Source organism: Streptomyces sp. NBC_00029 (assembly GCF_045160505.1).
Lineage (GTDB): Bacteria > Actinomycetota > Actinomycetes > Streptomycetales > Streptomycetaceae > Streptomyces.
The window spans coordinates 6,807,921-6,823,696 of record NZ_CP108292.1 but is presented as its reverse complement, the minus strand read 5'-3'; the positions used below and the strand labels follow the sequence as shown (position 1 = coordinate 6,823,696).

At 75.2% G+C, this 15,776-nt stretch carries 14 protein-coding genes and 1 tRNA gene; 9 read left to right on the top strand and 6 right to left on the bottom strand.

The features are described from left to right. The first annotated feature begins 68 nt into the window (after positions 1-68). A complete protein-coding gene (locus OG753_RS31760; RefSeq protein ID WP_327265024.1) occupies positions 69-1,346 on the top strand; it encodes a M14 family zinc carboxypeptidase in 1,278 nt (425 codons plus the stop codon). Here the strand turns inward: OG753_RS31760 and OG753_RS31755 are convergent. Beyond that, the gene (locus OG753_RS31755) at positions 1,310-1,900 is read right to left on the bottom strand and encodes a GNAT family N-acetyltransferase (RefSeq protein WP_405791058.1); all 591 of its coding nucleotides are present in this window, start codon (positions 1,898-1,900) and stop codon (positions 1,310-1,312) included. The two genes, OG753_RS31760 and OG753_RS31755, sit on opposite strands and share 37 nt — an antisense overlap. A gap of 76 nt (positions 1,901-1,976) precedes the next feature. Further along, positions 1,977-2,540: a DUF1707 and FHA domain-containing protein gene (locus OG753_RS31750; RefSeq protein ID WP_327265022.1), complete on the bottom strand. Its 564-nt coding sequence runs from the start codon at positions 2,538-2,540 to the stop codon at positions 1,977-1,979. A 110-nt stretch (positions 2,541-2,650) separates the two neighbouring features. Between OG753_RS31750 and treZ the strand changes: the two genes are divergently transcribed. Continuing rightward, positions 2,651-4,396, top strand: coding sequence for a malto-oligosyltrehalose trehalohydrolase (gene treZ, locus OG753_RS31745; RefSeq protein WP_405791057.1), 1,746 nt, complete (start codon positions 2,651-2,653; stop codon positions 4,394-4,396). 3 nt (positions 4,397-4,399) lie between these two features. Here treZ and OG753_RS31740 read toward each other — a convergent pair whose 3' ends face one another. Then, entirely contained in the window at positions 4,400-5,524 is a 1,125-nt protein-coding gene (locus OG753_RS31740; protein ID WP_405791056.1) for a M24 family metallopeptidase, read from the bottom strand. Beyond that, complete coding sequence (locus tag OG753_RS31735; protein ID WP_327265019.1) at positions 5,521-6,366, bottom strand: LysR family transcriptional regulator; 846 nt, start codon at positions 6,364-6,366, stop codon at positions 5,521-5,523. The genes OG753_RS31740 and OG753_RS31735 overlap by 4 nt, the downstream gene beginning before the upstream one ends. Before the next feature lie 88 nt (positions 6,367-6,454). Between OG753_RS31735 and OG753_RS31730 the strand changes: the two genes are divergently transcribed. Continuing rightward, the gene (locus tag OG753_RS31730) at positions 6,455-7,243 is read left to right on the top strand and encodes a glutamine amidotransferase-related protein (RefSeq protein ID WP_405791055.1); all 789 of its coding nucleotides are present in this window, start codon (positions 6,455-6,457) and stop codon (positions 7,241-7,243) included. Between the two features lie 74 nt (positions 7,244-7,317). Then, a tRNA-His gene (locus OG753_RS31725) sits at positions 7,318-7,390 on the top strand. 63 nt (positions 7,391-7,453) lie between these two features. Here OG753_RS31725 and OG753_RS31720 read toward each other — a convergent pair. After that, positions 7,454-8,209, bottom strand: a complete 756-nt coding sequence (locus tag OG753_RS31720) for an alpha/beta fold hydrolase (protein WP_383198524.1) — start codon at positions 8,207-8,209, stop codon at positions 7,454-7,456. 73 nt (positions 8,210-8,282) lie between these two features. Here OG753_RS31720 and OG753_RS31715 point away from each other — a divergent pair, with 73 nt between their 5' ends. Then, a complete protein-coding gene (locus tag OG753_RS31715) occupies positions 8,283-8,996 on the top strand; it encodes a hypothetical protein (RefSeq protein WP_405791054.1) in 714 nt (237 codons plus the stop codon). Here OG753_RS31715 and OG753_RS31710 read toward each other — a convergent pair. After that, complete coding sequence (locus OG753_RS31710; RefSeq protein WP_405791053.1) at positions 8,983-11,043, bottom strand: phosphocholine-specific phospholipase C; 2,061 nt, start codon at positions 11,041-11,043, stop codon at positions 8,983-8,985. The genes OG753_RS31715 and OG753_RS31710 overlap by 14 nt on opposite strands. Before the next feature lie 311 nt (positions 11,044-11,354). Here OG753_RS31710 and OG753_RS31705 point away from each other — a divergent pair, with 311 nt between their 5' ends. The 4 genes from OG753_RS31705 to OG753_RS31690 are packed head-to-tail and all read left to right on the top strand — an operon-like array spanning position 11,355 to position 15,736. Beyond that, the gene (locus tag OG753_RS31705; RefSeq protein WP_405791052.1) at positions 11,355-12,212 is read left to right on the top strand and encodes a hypothetical protein; all 858 of its coding nucleotides are present in this window, start codon (positions 11,355-11,357) and stop codon (positions 12,210-12,212) included. After that, positions 12,209-12,388, top strand: coding sequence for a hypothetical protein (locus tag OG753_RS31700; RefSeq protein ID WP_327265013.1), 180 nt, complete (start codon positions 12,209-12,211; stop codon positions 12,386-12,388). Before OG753_RS31705 ends, OG753_RS31700 begins: the two co-directional genes overlap by 4 nt. Before the next feature lies 1 nt (position 12,389). After that, positions 12,390-13,154 (top strand): hypothetical protein, encoded by a 765-nt coding sequence (locus tag OG753_RS31695; protein WP_405791051.1) that lies wholly within the window; start codon positions 12,390-12,392, stop codon positions 13,152-13,154. Beyond that, the gene (locus tag OG753_RS31690) at positions 13,151-15,736 is read left to right on the top strand and encodes a GTPase-associated protein 1-related protein (RefSeq protein ID WP_405791050.1); all 2,586 of its coding nucleotides are present in this window, start codon (positions 13,151-13,153) and stop codon (positions 15,734-15,736) included. The genes OG753_RS31695 and OG753_RS31690 overlap by 4 nt, the downstream gene beginning before the upstream one ends. Positions 15,737-15,776: the final 40 nt, after the last annotated feature.

Sequence of the window (15,776 nt, the reverse complement as noted above, 5' to 3'; positions counted from 1 at the left end):
CGGGGCCCGCGGAGCAGTAGGCGGCGGGCCCCGCGGGCATGGCATCCCTTGTGACTCTCCTCCGTGACATGTGCTACCCCACACCGCAGGAACTCGGGCTCGCCGCCCGCGCTCTGGCGGACGAACACCCCGGCACGGTCCGGCTCCGCCAGGCCGGCACCTCCCGGGCCGGGCAGCCCCTGTGGGTCCTGTCCGTCGCCGCGACGGGCGGCGCCCCGCGCCGGGCGGGCCGCGACGTCCTCGTCGTCGCCGGGGCGCACGCCAACGAACCCGTCGGCGGCGCCACCGTCCTCGCGCTCGCCCGGCGCCTGCTGCGCGAGCCCGCACCACGGGCCGGCTGCGGCTGGCACTTCCTGCTCTGCGCCGACCCGGACGGCGCGGACCTGCACCGCACGCCCCGCCCGTACTCGCTCCTGGACTACCACCGGAACTTCTTCCGGCCGCCCGGTCCCGAACAGCCCGAGTGGGCGCCGTCCTTACTGCCCCCGGACCGGCTGCCGCCCGAGACCCTGGCCCTCACCGCGCTCATCGACGAGCTGCGGCCCGTCCTCCAGGTGTCCCTGCACGCCACCGACCTCGGCGGCACCTGGGTCCAGCTCACCCGGGACATACCCGGCCTCGCCGAGCCGTTCGCGAAATCGGCCGCCGAACTGCGCATCCCGGTGGAGAACGGAGCTTCGGACGCGGCCGGCTGGCCCTCCCCCGGGCCCGGGATCTTCGTCATACCGCAGCCGGGCGGCGAGGCCGCCGGGGCATTCCACCCGGAGGACACCCGGCTGAGCACCTGGTACCACGCCCACCGCTACGCCGGCACGACCGCGATCGTCGAAGTCCCGATGTGGGCCTCCGACCTGGTCGACGATCCCACCCCGCACCCGGACCCGCGCCGCGCCCTGCGGATGCTGGCCGAGCGGCTCACCTCGGACGCCGCGCTCGTCGCCGCGGTCCGGGGCGGCGGGGGAACGCGGGCGGATCCGCTGCCGTACGGGGATCCGGCCGCGGCGCCCCTGCTGCGCGCGGTGGACTGGACGCTCGCGCTGATCCCGCGGGTCGCCGCCGAGTGGACGAACGCGGCTCCGGCGGAGGCCACGGCGGCGTACATCGCCAGCATCGACGCCTTCGGTCGCCGGCTCTCGCTGCGCGCCGCCGCGATGCTGCTGCGGGTGCTGCGCACCCACGGTCATCCGGCGGCGCCCGGGCTGGACCGGCTGGTCACCGGGTGGTGCGAGGACTTCGCGGCCCGCTTCGGGGCCCGCTGGATCCCGGTGGCCACGCAGGTGGAGCACCAGTCCCGGACCGTCCTGGCCGCCTACGACCGCCTCGTCGCGGCCGACCGGTCGCCCTGAGCGGGGCCGTTGCCGGGGCCGGGGTCCGAGTCGGAGTCGGAGTCGGGAGCAGGATCGGAGGCAGGAGCGGAGGCAGGGCCGGGAGCGGGGGCGGGCTCCACGGTCAGGGCGTACCGGCGCTTCGGGAACCCGGTGGCCCCGAGCCGGTCGTAGAAGCGGATCGCGCCCTCGTTCCAGTCGGGGGTCTGCCACCGGACCTGGTCGAGGCCGAGCTCGCGGGCCAGACCCGTCACGCCGTCCATCAGGGCGGAGCCCAGGCCGTGGCCGCGGGCCTCCTGCGCCAGGTAGAGGCAGTCCATGTGCAGGTAGTGCCGGGCGTCCCAGAAGGCGAACTCGGCGGAGCAGGCCGCATATCCGGCGACCGTGCCGTCCGCGGTCTCGGCGAGCAGCACCCACAGCCGGGCGTCCTCGGCGAACAGCTGCGGGCCGAGCCGTCCTGCGAGGCCGGCCGGGCGCGGCGCCGATTTCTCGTACGCGACGTGCTCGTGGACGAGTTCGGCCAGGCGGGGCAGGTCCCCGACGCGTGCGCGGCGGATGACGGGCATGTGTTCCATGACGGCCATCCTGCGCGGTCGTACCGCACGGCGGACCGGCGGGGCGTCCTCGGCCCGGCGACCCCGGCGGACGGCCTCAGCTCGCCGAGAGGCGGAAGGTCATGTTCCCGAAGCTGACCTGGTCCCCGTCGCGGACCACGGCGGAGCCGGTCACCCGGCGCCCGTTGACCGTGGTCCCGTTGGTGGAGCCGAGGTCCTTGAGCACCCACGTCCCGTCGCGCAGGCTCAGTTCCGCATGGGTCCGGGAGACGGTCTCGTGGCTGAGCCGCAGCCCGTTGCCCGGGTCGCGGCCGATCCGCAGGGCCGCCGCACTCGGGTGCGGCAGCAGCAGCTTGGGCAGCCGTTCGGCGGTCCAGGCGCGCCGGACCCCGACGGACACGGCCGAGACCCGGCCGACCCAGCCGAACAGCCGACGCGTCCAGGGGCTTTCGGCGGCCTCCCTGCTCTGGAGGTCGGCCGTGAGCACGGCGAGGTCCTCGGAGCGCCGTGCGACGAGGGCCAGTTCCATCCGGCGCAGGAAGGTGTCGTGGGAGAGCTTGCCGAGGGCGGCTCCCTCTCTGAGCTGGCCCAGCGCCCGGTCGCGCTCGGCGTCGGACAGCCGCGGCGCGGGGAAGGCGGGAATCTCGAAACTGGACGTCACAGGGTGATTGTCGGCCCGTCGGGGGCGGAGTGTCCAGAACACCCGCGCCGGGCCCGCGATGATGGGCAGGATAAGCATGCTGGACACCGCCGCCGACGAGGGGACCGTCCGTGCAGTTCGAGGTGTGGGCACCGCCGGCAGGTCACGTCGCGGTGCAGGTCGACGGAGCGGCGTACGACATGGCGCGCGATCCGGACCGGGACGGCTGGTGGACCGTCCGGGCCCCGGCGGCGGACGGGAGCCGCTACGGATTCCTGCTCGACGGAGCGGCCCCCCGGCCCGATCCGCGCGGACGGCGGCTGCCCGACGGGCCCGACGGGCTGTCGGCGGTCGTCGACCTGGAGGCCCTCGCCCCGCGCCCGGCGCAACCGCCTTACACCCGGCTGCAGGACGCGGTCCTGTACGAGCTGCACATCGGCACCTTCACCCCCGAGGGCACCTTCGACGCGGCCGCCGCCCGGCTCGGGCACCTCACCTCCCTGGGCGTCACGCACGTGGAGCTGATGCCGGTCTGTTCCTTCTCCGGCCGGCACGGCTGGGGGTACGACGGGGTCGCACCCTGGTCGGTGCACGAGCCGTACGGCGGCCCGGCCGGCCTGGCCCGCTTCACGGCCGCCGCGCACGAGGCGGGGCTGGGCGTGGTGCTGGACGTGGTCCACAACCACCTCGGCCCGTCCGGCAACCACCTGCCCGCCTACGGCCCGTACTTCACCGACACCCACCACACACCGTGGGGCTCCGCGGTGAACCTGGACGCGCCCGGCTCCGACGAGGTGCGCGCCTACCTCCTCGGCAGCGCGCTGGCCTGGCTGCGCGACTACGGGATCGACGGGCTGCGGCTGGACGCGGTGCACGCGCTGGCCGACGACCGGGCGCTGACCTTCCTGGAGGAACTGAGCGCGGCCGTCGACGAACTCGCGGCGGACACCGGCCGCCCGCTGTTCCTGATCGCCGAGTCCGACCGGTGCGATCCGCGCACCACCACCCCGCGCCCGGCCGGGGGCCTGGGCCTGCACGCCCAGTGGAACGACGACTTCCACCACGCCCTGCACTGCGCGCTGACCGGCGAGTCCCAGGCGTACTACGCCGACTTCGCCGTGGCGCCGCTGGCAGCCCTCGCCAAGACCATGACGCGGGTGTTCTACCACGACGGGACCTTCTCCGCCTTCCGGGGCCGCACCCACGGCCGTCCGGTGGACCACCGCCGGACCCCGGCCCACCGCTTCCTCGGCTACACCCAGACCCACGACCAGATCGGGAACCGGGCGTTCGGCGACCGGCTCTCCGCCTCGCTCTCCCCCGGGCTGCTGGCGTGCGCCGCCGCCGTGGCCCTGACCGGGCCGTTCGTGCCGATGCTGTTCATGGGCGAGGAGTGGGGGGCCGCAACGCCCTGGCAGTACTTCACCGACCACCCCGACCCGGGCCTCGCCGAGGCGGTACGGTCCGGCCGGCGCCGGGAGTTCGCGGCGCACGGCTGGAAGGCCGACGAGATCCCGGACCCGCAGGACCCGGCCACCCGGGACCGCTCCCGCCTGGACTGGGCGGAGCCCGAACAGGGCGTCCACGCCCGCCTGCTGGACTGGTACCGCACCCTGATCTCGCTCCGCCGCACCCATCACGACCTGCGCGACCCGGACCTGGCCGCGGTCCGGGTCGCCCACGACGAGGAGCGTCGCTGGCTCACCTTCCGGCGCGGTGACGTACGGGTGGCCGTGAACCTCTCGCCGGACCCGGTGACGATCGCGCTGGGCCGCAACGGGGTGCGGGTGCTGGCCGCCTGGGAGCCGCTGGAACACCCGGGGCCCGACGGGCGGATCCACGTACCGGGCGAATCGGCGGTCGTCCTCGCCCTGTGAGCCTCACTCCACGACGGCCAGCTCGCGCGGGGCGTTGTTGAGGCGGCGCCCGCCGTCCCCGGTGACGGTCACGATGTCTTCGATGCGGACGCCGAACCGGCCCGGGAGGTAGACGCCCGGCTCCACGGAGAAGCACATGCCGGGGACCATCGGCTGCTCCTCGCCCTCGACCATGTACGGGGGCTCGTGGGTGGTGACGCCGATGCCGTGGCCGGTGCGGTGGATGAAGCGCTCCCCGTAACCGAATTCGGTGATCACGGCGCGGGCCGCCCGGTCCACCTCCTGGCAGGAGACCCCGGGCCGGACCGCGGCCACACCGGCCTGCTGGGCCTCGCGGACGATGTCGTGGACCCGCTGCTCCTCGGCGGTGGGCTCGCCGACGTGCACGGTGCGGGAGATGTCGGAGCCGTAGCCGAAGCGCAGGCCGCCGAAGTCGAGGACCACCATGTCTCCGTGGCGGATGACGCGGTCGCCGGCCTCGTGGTGCGGGTTGGCCCCGTTGGGACCGGAGCCGACGACCGTGAAGTCGACCTGGGAGTGGCCGTGCGCGCGCAGCAGGGCGGCCAGGTCTTCGGCGACGTCCGTCTCCCGGCGGTTCGCGAAGGGCAGGTGGAGGACCTGCGCGTACGCGGCGTCGGCGGCGGCCCCCGCCGCGGCGAGGCGGTCCAGCTCCCGTTCGTCCTTGACCGCGCGGAGCATGGGCAGGCAGTCGGTGAGCGGTGCGTAGGAGGTGTTCGGCAACTCCCGCTGGAGGCCGAGGAGGTGCAGGGCCCAGGTGTTGTCGCTCACCCCGAAGCGCCCGCGGAAGTCCAGCAGCGGGGCGGTCACGGCGTACGGGTTCCTGCCGTCGGCCCAGTCCTGCAGGGTCAGCGCGGCGGCGCCCGGGGCCTGCTCCGCGTCGGGTGCCTCCAGCGCGGGCACGATGAGCACGGGGTCCTGCCCGGCGGCCAGCACGAGCAGGGTCAGCCGCTCGGTCTCGGCGGTGGGCCGGTATCCGGTGAGGTGCGTGAGGTCGGGTCCGGGGGCGATCAGCAGACCGGCCAGTCCCGCCTCGGCGGCGGTCCGGGCGGCGGCGGCCATCCGGGCCGCGTAGTCGTCGGCAGTGAAGGGTGCGGGTTCACTTGTCATACGGGTGATCCTGCCGCGAGCCGCGCCGCGAGGGCAGCGGCCGCGCCGGTCGGGCTGCCCGGTGACAGGAGCTCCGTACGGTGCACCAGGCGTGGGGCGGACAGCGGTACGGCGACCCCCGTGCCGGCGGCCCGCGCCACGCGGCCCGGCAGCAGGACCAGTCCGTGTCCGGCGGCGGCGAGGGCGCAGAGGCCGAGCAGGTCGGTGCCCTCGTAGCGGACGGAGGCGCGGGCGGCGGTGAGCGGCAGTCCCAGGCCGGGGGCGTCGATCCAGCGCGCGTCGGCGAGGTCGTCCAGCCGGACGGCGGCCCGCCCGGCGAGCGGGTGCCCGGCGGGCAGCAGCACGACCGGCTCCTCCTGCGCGACGGCCGTCACGGTGAGCGGGGCCACGTCGGGCAGCCGCAGCGGATCGTTCGGCGCGGCGAGGCCGTCGACCAGGCCGAGGTCGCAGCCGCCGGTGGCGACGGCGGCCGGCACCTCGGCCGGGGGCATCACGCGCAGGGTGACTCCAGTGGCGGGCAGCGCCGCGAGCAGCCGGGGGCCGAGGGCGAGCGGGGAGGCGGCGAGCGTGACGCGCCCGGGCGGGGCGGCGGCCAGCCGCAGCACGTCGGCCCGCGCGGCGTCGAGCCGCAGCAGCAGCGGCCCGGCGTGCTCCAGCAGCCGCACCCCGGCCGGGGTCGGGGCGACGGGGCGGCGGGTGAGCAGCTCCGCCCGCAGGTCCCCTTCCAGCGCGGCGATGTGCTGGGAGACGGCGGACTGGGTGTAGCCCAGCTCGCGGGCGGCAGCGGAGAAGGAGGAGAGCCGGGCCACGGCGACGAAGGTGCGGAGCAGGTGTGGATCCATGACCGGCAGGATCCCATCAGGATCACTGATCGAAGGTGCACGAATCATCGTTGGCGCTGAAGCGGGGCCGGGTCGCACGATGGCCGGTATGACCACCGCACCGACCTCACGGACCGCGCCGACCGAGCCGACCGCCCGGATCGCCCTCGTCGGCGACCGCTCCCCGCATGTGGCGTCCCACACCCGGATCCCCCTCCTCCTCGACGCCCTGGCCACCCGCGACGGACTCGTCCTCGACGGCTACTGGATCCCCACCGGCGATGCGGAGGCCGAGGCCGCCGCCGGGACCCTGGCCCGCTTCGACGCCGTGTGGGTGCTCCCGGGGAGTCCGTACGCGAGCGAGGCCGGGGCGCTGGCCGCGATCCGGGTGGCCCGTGAGGAGGGCGTCCCCTTCCTCGGGACGTGCGGGGGCTTCCAGCACGCACTGCTGGAGTACGGCCGGAACGTCTGCGGTCTGACCGGCGCCGCGCACGCCGAGAACGAGCCCGGGGCGGCGGACCTGCTGATCGCCCCGCTCGCCTGTTCGCTCGTCGGGCACGAGGGCCTCGTACAGACCGAGCCCGGCTCGCTCGCCGAGACCGCGCTCGGTGCGGAGCGGTCGATGGAGCGCTACCACTGCGGTTACGGACCGGCGCCCCGGCACCTGCCGACGCTCGTCGAGCACGGCCTGCGGCTGTCGGGGCACGACGAGGAGGGGCAGGTGCGCATCGCGGAGCTGCCCGGGCACCCCTTCTTCCTGGCCACGCTCTTCCAGCCGGAGCTGCAGGGGGACGGGTCGAGGCCGCATCCGATCGTCCGGGCGCTCGCCGCGGCCGCCGTCGTCCGCGCCCGTGCCCGGGACGCGGGCCGGGCCGCAAGCAGCTCCACGGCCGGATAACGCGTCGCGGGACCACCCCTCTGATCGGCTATGCTGTGCTTGCACATCGAACGGGTGGTCCGCCGCCCTTCGTGGTGGGTGTAGCTCAGTTGGTAGAGCACCTGGTTGTGGTCCAGGTGGCCGCGGGTTCAAGTCCCGTCACTCACCCTGTTGATCCCGTGGGGCACGAGGTTTCCTCGTGCCCCACGGGTTTTTTCGTGTGTCCTCCGGCTAGATCCGAAGGAAGGCCTCCACCTCGGTGACGAAGGCCACCGGGGTCTCGTGCGGCGGGTAGTGGCCGGACCCCGGGATCGTCACGATCCGGCAGTCCGGGTACGACGCCTGCCAGGTGGCCCGCATCACATCCGGGGTGATCGCCAGGTCGTACTCCCCGACGAGGACGAGCACCGGGACCGTGTTGCCCTTCACCGCGGCGGACAGGTCGAGCGGCTGCCAGCTCGCGAGGTAACCGGCGAAGGCCTCGGGGCGGGAGACGGCGAGGGAGTGGGCGACCATCCGGTCGAGCCAGTGGCGGCTCACCCGGTTGCCGGTGACCAGGTCGAGGATGGCGCGGCGCTTCTCGGGGTCGGTCGCGGCGCCGTGGAAGAGCGAATGGGTGGCGTCGTCCATCGCGTAGGGCCCGGCCGGGACCGGGGCGAGGCCGATCAGTTTCTCCACGCGCTCGGGGGCCCGGACGAGAACCTGCTGGACCGCCTTGCCGCCCATCGAGTGGCCGAGGAGGGAGAACGTGTCCCAGCCGAGCTCGTCGGCGAGTGCGAGGACGTCGTCGGCGATCTCGGCCAGGTTGTGGCGGCCCGCGACGTCCCGGCGGTCGCCGTATCCGCGGTAGTCGAGGAAGACGTAGCTGAAGCCCTCGGGGTCCAGGTGGTCCAGTACGGAACCCCAGTTCGCGGAGGTGCCGAACCAGTCGTGCAGCACGATGACGCGGACGGGTCCGGTGCCGATCCTGCGGTGGGCGATGGCCATGCGTTCTCCCTCGGTGACGGAGGTGGTGACAACCGACGCCGTACGTCATGCCCATCGCGCCTACCATCACACCGTGAGCCCGACATCGCGCACCGACCGTCTGGTCATGGGGGACTTCTCCCGGGCCGACGGGGCCCGGCACCCCCACCACCCGCGCAGCTACGAGATCACCGATCCCGCCGAGGCCGCCGAGGTACGGGCCGTCCGGGAGCTGGGCCGGTTGCGCGCCGCCGCGGCCGGCGACGTGGTGTTCACGTGCGCCTGTGAGGACGGCGACGGGGCCCACCACCCCACCGCCGAGTCGAACCGGCTGCTGAACCCGCTGTCCCCCGAAGGGATACCGGCCCGGCACCGCGCGCGGTGGGTGGCCGCGGCGCCCGCGGAGCTGTGGGAGTACGCCGGGACCCTCGCCGCGGGCGAGGAGGATCCCGCGGCGCCGCGCGGGGTGCCGCTGAGCGTGGCCTTCGGCTGGCTGGGCGCCGTACGGGAGGAGCCGCGCGACGCGGCGTGGCTCCTCGCCGAACGGGCCCCGCTGCGCCTGCTGGCCGGGGCCGCCACCGCGGAACTGGCCTGGGCCGTGCGGGAGACGGACCGGGCCGGCCTGGAAGGGGCCGTGCGGTTCTTCGCGAGCGAGGAGTTCACCACCCGGCACCCGAAGCGGCGCCGGGTGCCGGACACCGCGCGGGACCTCCTGCTCCGGTACGCCCGCAGCCACCGTCCCGCGGACCTCCCGGTCCTGGAACGGCGGCTGCTGCGTGCGCCGGAGGACCGGATCAGACGGTCCTGATCGCCGGGTCCGAGACGCTCGGGGCGCCGGTTTCCACGTGCCCTGCGAAGCGCCGCAGGAAGGTGGCATCGGCGTCGGAGACGACCTTCACGTCGTACCAGTGGGCCGAGGCGGCGAGGGCCACCGTGTGGGAGACGCTCGCACCGGCCGCCACCCGGAGGATCTGGGGCGCGCCGCCGTAGGCGTTGGTCACCGTGAGGTTGACCGCCGCCGTCCCGGAGTTGGTCAGGGTGAGGGCCAGGCTGCCGGTGGGCGCGACGTGGCGGGCCGTGACCTCCGGGCCGGTCTTCTTCGCCGGGCCCTGCCAGGTGCGCAGGAAGCCGTTCGGTCCCCACACCGTGAGGTCGATCCGGTTGCCCGTGGCGCTGCTCGTGGACCAGGTGTCCGAGAGGGTCTTGCCGGCCTCGACCGTGTAGGGCCACGGGCCGTCCGTACGGTTGCCCGAGGTGCTGTGGAAGTGCGCGCCCAGAGTGGGGCCGGAGGAGAAGGTGAGGGTGAACTTGCCGGTGGAGGTGGTGCGGGCGCCGTCCACGTAGGGGCTGTAGCCGAGCGCCCTGGCCGGCTTGGAGCCGGCCTCCTGCCGGGGCAGGGTGCCCGTGGCCGGCGGGGTCGGGTGGTAGGACGGGTGGCGGTTCTTGTCCGGCGGGACGTACCCGGCCGTGGACGGGAGGGCGGCGGGCGCGGAATCGGCCCGGGTGAAGTCGAAGGCCGAGGTCAGGTCGCCGCAGACGGCTCGGCGCCACAGGGAGATCTGGGGCTCCTGCACCCCGAAGCGCTTCTCCATGAAGCGGATCACGGAGGTGTGGTCGAAGGTCTCGGAGCAGACGTAGCCGCCCTTGCTCCAGGGGGAGACCACGATCATCGGGACGCGCGGCCCGAGCCCGTACGGTCCGGCCGCGTACCCGCCGCCGCCCGCGTAGAGGTCCTTCGACACGTCCGCCGTGGACATGCCCCAGGCCGAGGAGGCCGGCGGGTACGGCGGGACCACGTGGTCGAAGAAGCCGTCGTTCTCGTCGTAGGTGATGAAGAGGGCGGTCTTCGCCCAGACCTCCGGGTTCGCGGTCAGCGCGTCCAGGACCTGCGAGATGTACCAGGCGCCGAAGTTCGTCGGCCAGTTCGAGTGCTCGCTGAACGCCTCGGGGGCGGCGATCCAGGAGACCTGCGGGAGGCTGCCGCCCACCACGTCGGCGCGCAGCCGGTCGAAGTATCCGTCGCCCGCCTTGACGTTCGTGCCGGTGCGGGCCTTCTCGTACAGGGCGCTGCCGGGCTGGGCATTGCGGTAGTTGTTGAAGTACAGCAGCGAGTTGTCGCCGTAGTTGCCGCGGAAGGCGTCGTTGATCCAGCCCCAGGAGCCGGCCGCGTTCAGGCCGTCGCCGATGTCCTGGTAGACCTTCCACGAGATCCCGGCGGACTCCAGCCGCTCGGGGTAGGTCTTCCAGCCGTAGCCGGCCTCCTGGTTGCCGAGGACCGGGCCGCCGCCCGTTCCGTCGTTGCCCGTGTGGCCCGTCCACATGTAGTAGCGGTTCGGGTCCGTGGCGCCGATGAAGGAGCAGTGGTAGGCGTCGCACACCGTGAAGGCGTCGGCGAGGGCGTAGTGGAACGGGATGTCGTTCCGGGTCATGTAGGACATGGTCGTGGCCGTCTTCGCCGGGACCCACTTGTCGTACTTACCGTTGTTGTACGCCTGGTGGCCGCCGGCCCAGTCGTGGTTGAGCCCCTCCAGGAACTGCATGCCGAGGTCCTGGATCTGCGGGTTGAAGGGCAGGATGTCCTTCGTCCCGTTCGACTGGTGGAAGACCGACCTGCCGTTGTCCTGGAGGACCGGCCGCGGGTCACCGAAGCCCCGGACCCCCTTCATCGCGCCGAAGTAGTGGTCGAAGGACCGGTTCTCCTGCATCAGGACGACGATGTGCTCGATGTCCTGGATGGTTCCGGTGGCGCCCTGCGCAGGGATGGCGGCGGCCCGCGCGATGCTGTCGTTCAGCATCGTGAGGGCAGCGGTGCCACCGGCTATCTGCAGGAACCTACGACGGTTGAGTTCTGCCATGGGGTGACGACCTCTGCGGGTGAGGGGGGAGTCGAGGGGCGCCCCAAGGACAGCGGTCCCGGGGTACCGGCCGGAGATCACTTCGTGACACTGCGCCGTACACCTGGAGAACGGAAAGCGCTCCCGAAGGACCTGCGCATCTGCTGAAATGACCTCCCAGACACTGCACGGGGGGCGCAGAGCGGATGGCGGGGACCGACTTCGGGCATGCCCTCGGGCCGTCCCGCGCGCTCTCCGCCATGCCGCTGTCGCCGCTGGTGGGAGGTTACGGGGCACTCCTTGCCACACAACAGACCCTAGGATTAAGCCACTTGGGCGAGATGCTGGTCCCGCCCGGCGGCCGCTTACGGGTGCTCGACGGGGTCTTCGGCGTCACCGGGCCCGGCCGGCGACGGCACGTGGGCACCGCGGCGCTGCGGGCGATGCGCCGGGAGGCGCCGGACCCGGCCGCCGCCCGGCTGCTGGAGCGGCTGGCCACGATCCGGCACGCGGACCCGGCCGCCCTGCGCCGGGTCCTGCTCTACCAGCTCACCCACCTGCTCCATGACCGTCCCCAGGGACATCTGCCGGCCACCGCCGCCGGATTCGGGGTGGACCCGGCCGAGACCGTCGCCCTGGTCCACGCGGCCGCCGGGCGGGCCCGGCAGGACGAGGGCCAGCGAACCGCCGCCGGGGCCCTGCCGGACGACGTGCTGGAGCACCGGATCCGCTGCGCCGCCCGCCGGGCCGCCCTCCTGCCGCCGCCGGGCGGGGACCGGCCGCTGGCCGGCCTCCTCGCCGGACTGGCCGCCCGGGCGGCCGCCGCCGACACCGCGCTCGCGGTGGCCGGGCGGGCCGAGGAGCAGGGGGATCCGGAGCGGGCCCGCGTCCACTACGAGGAGGCGGCGGCGCTGGCGGGCGACTGCCCGCGCGCGGTGCGCGGGCTGGTCCGCACCCACCGGCCGGACCCCGGGGACCCCGGCCCGCTGGAGTCCCTACTCGTCCCCGGCGGCATCGAACTGCGTTGGCCGCCCGGGGACTTCGGGGACACCCACTGGCGGGTGGTGCGGCTCACCCGCGGTGAGCCGGCCCGGGCCTCCCCCAGTTCGTCCTCGCGGTCCGGGGGGACGGCGGCCGCAACCCCCAGCGCCCGGGCTGCCCGGCCGCCGGAACGGCCGTGTGCCGGGTGACCGGGGCCGAACTCGCGGCCGCGGTCACCGGGACGGGTACGGGCACGGTGGAGCGGCCGATCGACACCGCGGCCGCGCCCGGCCGCCCGTACGCCCTGCGCGGTCTTCTCCTCGGCGGCGCCGCCGCCTCCGTCCGGCTCGAAGAGCCTCCCCTCCTCTCCCTGGTGGTCCGCTGACATGACCTCCGTCGTCTGCCCCTACTGCTTCGACCGGTCCCCGGCGGCCCGGCTGCCGTACCGCTGCCGGATGTCCGCCACGGGGGTGCGCGGCGCCCGGCCCTGCCCGGCCGAACTCGACACCATATGGGCCGACTTCACGGGACCGAGCGTGCCTCCGGCGCTGAAGATGCGCGGGCCCGTCTTCACCGCCGCGCGCGGCCCCGGCCGACGCCTCGCGCCGAACGGGGGCGGATCGCGCGCGGACTGCCCCGCCCGCGGCGGATCCGCCCCCGTCCGGGTGTGCCTGCGCTGCCACAGCGACTTCCCGAGCGACTACTGCGACCAGGACACCCGGATCACCGCCCTGCTCGGCCCCAAGGCCTCCGGCAAGAGCACCTGCGTCTCGGTGCTCCTGGGCGAACTGCGGGGCAGGGTGGGCCGGGCGTACGGGGCATCGGTGACCGCGATGGGCGGCGAGACCCGGCGCCGGGACCGCGAGCTGGCCGAGGACCTCTACGACCGGCTGCGGCTGCCGGAAGCCACCGGACCGGCCGCCCTCGGCTTCGACGACCCGCTGCAGGTGCGGGCGGTGCGCGACCGGCTGCCGTCGGACGACGGGCCGCCGCCGCCCTCGCACGCTCCGGCCGACGCCCCGAAGTCGGGTCCGCGGCCGCTGCGCGTGGAGGATCCGCTGCTGTGGCTGCCGGGGCTGGGCGGGCTGCTGCCGCGCACCGGTGGCTCCGCCGGCACGGGCAGCCGTACCGGCTCGGAGGGGAACTCATGAATCTCGCCCAACTGCACTACACCTCGGCCCCTCCCGGTCCGGACGGCTCCGGTTTCCGGTTCACCGCCGTCAGCCCCGGGGTGCCGCCCGCCCTGCTGCGCGAGGCGGAGCAGCTGATCGGCTACGAACCGCCCCGGGAGGCGCCGCCGTGCCCGGGTCCGCAGGAGCTGGCCGCCTTCCCCCAGGCGCTCAGCCTGAACGTGCTGGCCGACGGCAGCCGGCTGCTGGCGCGTTCGGTGTACACGGGCGCCGACTACAGCGGCCGCTGGGGCAACTTCCACGCCCACGCGGTGCACCTGCCGCAGCCCGCCGGCTCCGGCCCGGCCGTCGGCGAGCTGCCGATCACCGCCTGGGGTTCGCCGCAGTGGGCCGCCGCCACCCCGGCGGGCGGTGCTCCCGCACTGGCCGCCGTGCCGGCGCCGGGCCGTCTCGACGTGGCGGCGCTGGCCTCCTTCGTCGCCGCCCGCGGGCCCTGGCTGGCCGCCTTCTTCGCCGACGTGCGCCGGCTCGGCGAGGACCCGGACGCCCCGCAGATCGTGCTCGTGGAGTCGGACAGCGAGGCGGTGGCCCGCTGGATCATGCTCGCGTGCAGTGTGCTGCCGCACCAGCGGGGGCAGTGGCTCACCTTCACCACGTACACCCGGCGGCCGCAGCTGGCCCGGCAGCAGATCATCGGCGTGATGCCCGAGGGCGGGCTCGGCCTCGCCGGGCAGGAGCACCGCTACCGGGTGTACGACGCCATGCGCTCCGCCGCCCCCGCCCCCGCAGCCGGGGCGCCGGACGCGTGGGCCGACACCGCCGCACGGGTCTGGCAGGCGCAGCGCCAGGATCTGGTCGCCGAGGTACGGCGGCTGGCCGCCGGACCGTACGACGCGGGCCCGCTGGCCGCGCTCGCCCTGGCCGCGGGCATTCCCCTGACCTCCCCCGGCCGGACGGCGGCCGCCGACTGGGCCGCGGGGCACCGGGACGCCCTGGACGACGTACGGCTGCACGCGCTCGCCCTGGCGCTGGGCCGCCCGGCCGGGGACCGGGACCGGGCGGAGGCCGACGCGGCCGGGCGGCTGCTCGCGGCCCTGGACGGCTGGGCCCCGCCCGCGGTGTGCGAGCCGCTGGTGGCCCTGACCCTGACCGAGGCGGTACGCACCGGCGAGCCGCCCGCGGACCTGCCCACCGCCGGCGCCCTGGGCGCGGCCGTCCGCGGCCGGCTCGCCGCGAGGCTGGAACCGGACCTGCGGACGGCGCTCCGCGGTCCCGCGGACGAACCGGCGCATGCCGCCGGGCTGTTGCGGGTGGCCTCGGTGCTCGGGGTGGACGTGAGCGACCTGCTGCCGGATGTGGCCCGGCAGTTGGCACTCGCACTGCTCGCCGATCCGGAGCGGGCTTACGGGGCGGGGGTACGGGCCGCGCTGAGCGAACTGCCCGGGCTGCGGGCCCTCGTACTGGACCGGCTGGACGCCCTCGCCGCCGGCGATCCGACGGCGGGGCGGCGGTTGTTCGACGGAACCGGGCTGCGGCTGACCGCGGCCGACGCCCGGCCGCACCTGCGGATGTGCGCCGGGGCTCCGGTCGTGGCCGCGGCCGGCCCGGACCGGGTCGGCGCGCTGAACGCCCTGCTGGCACAGTCGGGCGTCTCGCTGTACGCGGAGCCGTCGGTCCTGCGGACCGCGATGCGGCTGGTGTGGGACGGGGAGCCGCCCGGGGCGGGCGAGGCGGCCCTGGTGCTCGCCGCGACCGGCGCGCAGGTCCACCGGGATTCCGGGACCTGGGAGCTGCTCGTGCGGGCGGCGGTGCGGGCCCCTGCCGGGGACGTGGACGCGGCCGAGCTGGCGCCGGAGGTGCTCGGGGAGTTCCAGGAGGAGATCCCGGCCCGGCTGCGGCCGTCGCTGCTGCTGCTGGAGCTGGCCCGGAACCTGCGGGCGGGCCCGGCGGGCGGGGGCTGGGTCCGCCGGGCGCTGGACCTGCGGTCGCTGGATCCCGAACCGGGCCCGCGCGAGAGCGCGTACGCGGCGCTCTGCGCGCGGCTGCTGGCCGGGGACCGGCCGGACAGCGAGCTGCGGGCGCTGATCGAGAGCAACGACGCGGAGCTGCTGGGCGCCTACCGGCTCGCGGCGCGCCGGCCCGGGGTCCTCGACCGGCTGCGGCTGGATCCGGGCTATGTCGCCGACTGCTTCACGGCGTGGTCCTCCCAGCCACAGGCCGGAGCGGTCTGGCAGGAGACGCGCACGGACCTCCTCGACGGGGTGCTGCGGCCGGTCGTACGGGGGCTGGCGGCGGCGGAGCTGGCCGCGGTGGAGCAGGCGCTGGCGCGCCTCGGCGGGCGCTGGGCGGACGAGTTCCGCGGCTGGCAGCGGCCGGGGGCCTTCGGCCGCCTGCGCGAACGCTTCGCGGGGCGCCGCTCCGGCTCGGCCGCCGCGGGCCGCACCCCGGCCCCCGGCCCCGCCGACGTCCCGCCCGGACCGGGCGGAGCTGACGGTCCGGGCCGGGCTGTCGGCGGACCGGGTCGGACAGCGGGCGGACCCGACTGGTGGTCCGCCGGGCCGGACACCGCGCGTGGGCGCGGTACCGGCGGGGAGGGAGCCTGACATGGTGGATCCGGAGCTGATCGCGCGGATCCTCGGCACC

Coding starts and splice junctions, on each gene's coding strand:
- OG753_RS31695 (WP_405791051.1), top strand. CDS start 12,390: ATGACCTCCGTCGTCTGCCCCTACTGCTTCGACCGGTCCCCGGCGGCC.
- OG753_RS31760 (WP_327265024.1), top strand. CDS start 69: ATGTGCTACCCCACACCGCAGGAACTCGGGCTCGCCGCCCGCGCTCTG.
- OG753_RS31740 (WP_405791056.1), bottom strand. CDS start 5,524: ATGACAAGTGAACCCGCACCCTTCACTGCCGACGACTACGCGGCCCGG.
- OG753_RS31730 (WP_405791055.1), top strand. CDS start 6,455: ATGACCACCGCACCGACCTCACGGACCGCGCCGACCGAGCCGACCGCC.
- OG753_RS31755 (WP_405791058.1), bottom strand. CDS start 1,900: ATGGAACACATGCCCGTCATCCGCCGCGCACGCGTCGGGGACCTGCCC.
- OG753_RS31735 (WP_327265019.1), bottom strand. CDS start 6,366: ATGGATCCACACCTGCTCCGCACCTTCGTCGCCGTGGCCCGGCTCTCC.
- OG753_RS31710 (WP_405791053.1), bottom strand. CDS start 11,043: ATGGCAGAACTCAACCGTCGTAGGTTCCTGCAGATAGCCGGTGGCACC.
- OG753_RS31690 (WP_405791050.1), top strand. CDS start 13,151: ATGAATCTCGCCCAACTGCACTACACCTCGGCCCCTCCCGGTCCGGAC.
- OG753_RS31720 (WP_383198524.1), bottom strand. CDS start 8,209: ATGGCCATCGCCCACCGCAGGATCGGCACCGGACCCGTCCGCGTCATC.